Below are 3,436 nucleotides of genomic sequence, written 5' to 3'. Positions count from 1 at the left end.
CGGCAACCGCGCTACACCACTATCGGGGACTCAACTCAGACTTCCTGTTCCATTACGGCGACGTGGGTTCCCGAGGTGTCAGTCGATGGCTCGATCTCAGCTCGAAGTTTGAGCGGGCGCTGACGCCGCTCGTGGGTCTTCTAGGGCTGGCAGGCGCGTCCCTGGACGCGCGCATCGCGCAGGTCAGCATCGGCTTCGAGATGCTTGGCTACGACCTGCTCATCGAGGCAGGGGCGAGCAAGACGAAGGCCAAGGACGCGGCATTTGTCGGCCAGGTTGGCGCGGTAGCAGAAGCAGTTGAGGGTGTGCTCCCGTTCTCGGCCAGCGAGTTCTCCGATCGACTCCGTCGCACCTATGTGAGCGTGAAGCACGCGGACAAGGCGCGGTCCGACCCGCTGGAGATGTACCTCGCGTACCGGCAGTCGATCCAGATCTTCCGCTCCTGGGTAGCGCTCAGGCTCGGTGTGCCCAAGGCGCGACTCAAGACGGCGCTCGAGCGTGATCCGATCACCCAGCACATCCATCAGATCTCGCGTGAACTCGAGCAGGGCAGAATCCCCGCGCTGCGGTGACTCGGCAACGACCGAGGGCCTCGACGCGTACGCCTATTGGGGACTTGAGCCGAGGCGATGCCTGCGCCTGGCGAGCCCGCACGCTACCGGCGCGTAACGGCTCGATCGTACGTACTTGGACGGCACTGTCCGGATACAACGTAGTCTCGGCTCGTGTCTGCAGCCGACGAGATGAGCCAGCGCGGAGGGTGGGTGACAGAGACTGACGTGTCGGCGTGGGCCGTCATTCGCGACGAGCCCGGCGGACGTGACCCGAACAAGCGATGGGTCGCTCCCGACGCGGACTCACCGCGACACGAGCACTGGTTGTGGAAGTCCCGGCAGCCAACTGGCGGAGGCGAGGAGTCCGCGCTTACGGACTGTGCCGAGGTCGCCGTCTCGCTGCTCGCGGCGGCCCTTGGCGTACCGGCTGCCGAGTGTCGGTACGCCGTCTGCGACAACGAACTTGGCTTGATCTCCCGGAACGTCGCCCCGGAGGGCTACAGCCTGAACACAGGGCGGACCTACCTGCCCGAGATCGATGGCTACGTTCGGCTACCTGAAGAGCGCGGAGCAGCTGGGGCCGGTCGGATGCGACTCGATCAGGGCTACACGATCGAGGCTGTCGAGGCTGTCCTTGAGGCTGTAGAGCCCCCGCCCGGGGTGGTCGGCTTCACTGCCTTCGGCGTCTTCGCCGGCTATTTGGTGCTGGATGCACTCGTGGGGAACAGCGACCGACACCCCGGCAACTGGGCGCTTCTGGAGTCGAGCGACGGAACGCGACATCTGGCACCGACGTACGATCACGGCACAGCCCTTGGCGCTGGCCTTACCGATCGGAACCGCCAGACCCGCGATCCCGTAGCGTTCGCTCGCAGGGGTCGAGCAAATCCGTTCACGCCCGCGCGGCAGTCGCTGGTAGACCTGGCACTCGATGCGATCCGCAGGGCTGATGCACGCGTCTGGCTCGAGCGTGTCGGTGCGCTGGACGAGGACCTCGTCGGAGCGACAATGGAAGCGCCCGGCGGACGCCTGTCAGTGGGTGCGGCTATGTTCATGAAGCAGGTCGTACTTGAGAACCGGAGGAGGCTGTGCGATGGCAACCCTGCTTAAGACTGACCAACTGCTCGTCACGCGCCAGGACCCAGTCACGCGCCAGTTTGCTCGGGTCGGCACGCTGTCGTTTGACGGTACGACGTACACGTTCAGGTACGACTCGGGCGCGAGGCGACCGCTACCGGGGCTTCGAATCGGCGCAGAGCACCGCAGCGCGACGCTCTTTCCGATCTTTGCAGAGCGCGTCATCGATCCTCATAGGCCCGAACGTTTCGAAACATTGGAGCACCTTGGCCTGCCTCGAGAAGCTGGCCCTTTTGAGGTCCTTGCCGTCTCTGGTGGCGGCAGAACGGGTGACACCTATGAACTCACTCCACTGCCGCAACGCGGCGAAGTCGACCTGCCCTTCCTTGTGCATGGAGTGCGCCACCTGACAAGCAGCGAGCGAGCTTCGATCGATCGCCTCGCCCATGGAGACCGACTCGCGCTCCGTTTCGAGCCAGAGAACCCGGTCAACGACCGTGCGCTGCTCGTGACCCAAGACGGAGGCCGTCTCGGATATGTCCCAACGCCTCTGCTCGACTACGTGCACGAGATCATCAAGGGTGACCATCAGTTGGTCGTCGAGAGGGTCAACCCTCCAGAGGCGGGACTTCACATGCGCCTGCTGGTCCGGCTGATCGGGCGCTACGAAGGCTGAGGTTGCTGGTCGCGCTCTGCTCGCTTGCCTGCCCTCCCCCCTCGATTTGCCCTGGCAAGTCGAGCGGGGGGATCTGCCGCCTTGCAAGCCATATTTCACGGTGCGCGCGACACGCCCGGGATCGCGCAAAGAACAGCGGCGTGTCTGCGAAATCTAGGCCGCACGTCGACATGTATGCGTCTGTCTGTGTGTCGACCTGCGGCCTACTTTTCACAGCCGGACGCGCATCTTTCATGAGCGCGGCTTCATTGGTATGTAAGACTTGCGGAAGTCAGCGTCTTGTCGCCGGGCTTGAGTGCCTGAAGCAGGCTGCATGACGTGGTGCCGGACGCTCCTCCGGGCCCCACCGTCGTACGGGTGCTGGGAGGCATGCATTCCTGCTGGGCGGCGTCTCGCCCGGCCGCTAACGGTGACGCTGATCTCATACTGACGCGGCGGTGACGGCTGGCCCGGCGGGTTGCGCCGAGCGTCGGCGAGAAATGCACCGCGGATTCGCTCAGCCGGTGACCTCGATCGCCGCGAATGGGTTCTTCGCGCAGCTCACGTGAGGGTCGAGTTCGCAGATCGTCGGCGCGCCCTGCAGCCGCACGGAGACCTCCGCACCGCCCACGGGAATGTCGTCGGGCAGCCGGACGGTGCCCTCGGCAGCGCCGTCGTCAGCGGGGTCGAGGAGCCCGAGGGACGCCTGGAAGTGCCACTGCTCCTGGGACTTGTCGAGGATGTCCGGCGTCACCAGGACCTCGTAGCGCGCCCGCTCCGGCATCCGCGTCTCGCATTCGGGGTTCTCGGGGATCGCAATCTGCAGTTCTGCGCCGGGCGGCGCGGCCGGCGGTGTGATCACCGGGTCGCCCGGCATGCAGTACGCGGTCTGCGCGCCGATAACGCCGCACCCCGACAGCGCTGGAACCGCCAGGACCAGCACCGCACCACAGACCCATCGGGAGCCCGTAGCAATCACGACAGTAGGCTAAGGGACCCGGTGAGGCGGCGAGCCAAGGTGCACCTACTCTTCTCAACCACGACGACACGCCCGAGATCGAGAAGAGTGCAGCGGGCGTGTCCGCGAACTGTGCGCTGCACGTCGACAGTCTGTGAGGTGTTCTCACCAGGACGGATGAGGTGACCAGCG

The 3,436-nt window shown here is 65.3% G+C and carries 4 protein-coding genes; 3 read left to right on the top strand and 1 reads right to left on the bottom strand.

The genetic code is table 11. The features are described 5' to 3' along the window. The 3 genes from GJV82_RS19650 to GJV82_RS19025 all read left to right on the top strand — a co-directional run. The coding region (locus tag GJV82_RS19650; protein WP_196217318.1) for a HEPN domain-containing protein at positions 1-572 on the top strand (572 nt) is incomplete at its 5' end. A 153-nt stretch (positions 573-725) separates the two neighbouring features. Beyond that, complete coding sequence (locus tag GJV82_RS19030; protein ID WP_155100303.1) at positions 726-1,664, top strand: HipA domain-containing protein; 939 nt, start codon at positions 726-728, stop codon at positions 1,662-1,664. Beyond that, entirely contained in the window at positions 1,648-2,307 is a 660-nt protein-coding gene (locus tag GJV82_RS19025) for an HIRAN domain-containing protein (protein WP_155100302.1), read from the top strand. The genes GJV82_RS19030 and GJV82_RS19025 overlap by 17 nt, the downstream gene beginning before the upstream one ends. 496 nt (positions 2,308-2,803) lie before the next feature. On the opposite strand, the gene GJV82_RS19020 is transcribed toward GJV82_RS19025, so the two are convergent. Further along, positions 2,804-3,265 (bottom strand): hypothetical protein, encoded by a 462-nt coding sequence (locus tag GJV82_RS19020; protein ID WP_155100301.1) that lies wholly within the window; start codon positions 3,263-3,265, stop codon positions 2,804-2,806. Positions 3,266-3,436: the final 171 nt, after the last annotated feature.

The organism is Cellulosimicrobium composti, from assembly GCF_009711085.1.
Lineage (GTDB): Bacteria > Actinomycetota > Actinomycetes > Actinomycetales > Cellulomonadaceae > Cellulosimicrobium > Cellulosimicrobium composti.
The sequence above is the reverse complement of the archived record's forward strand: the minus strand, read 5'-3'. Positions and strand labels throughout refer to the sequence as shown.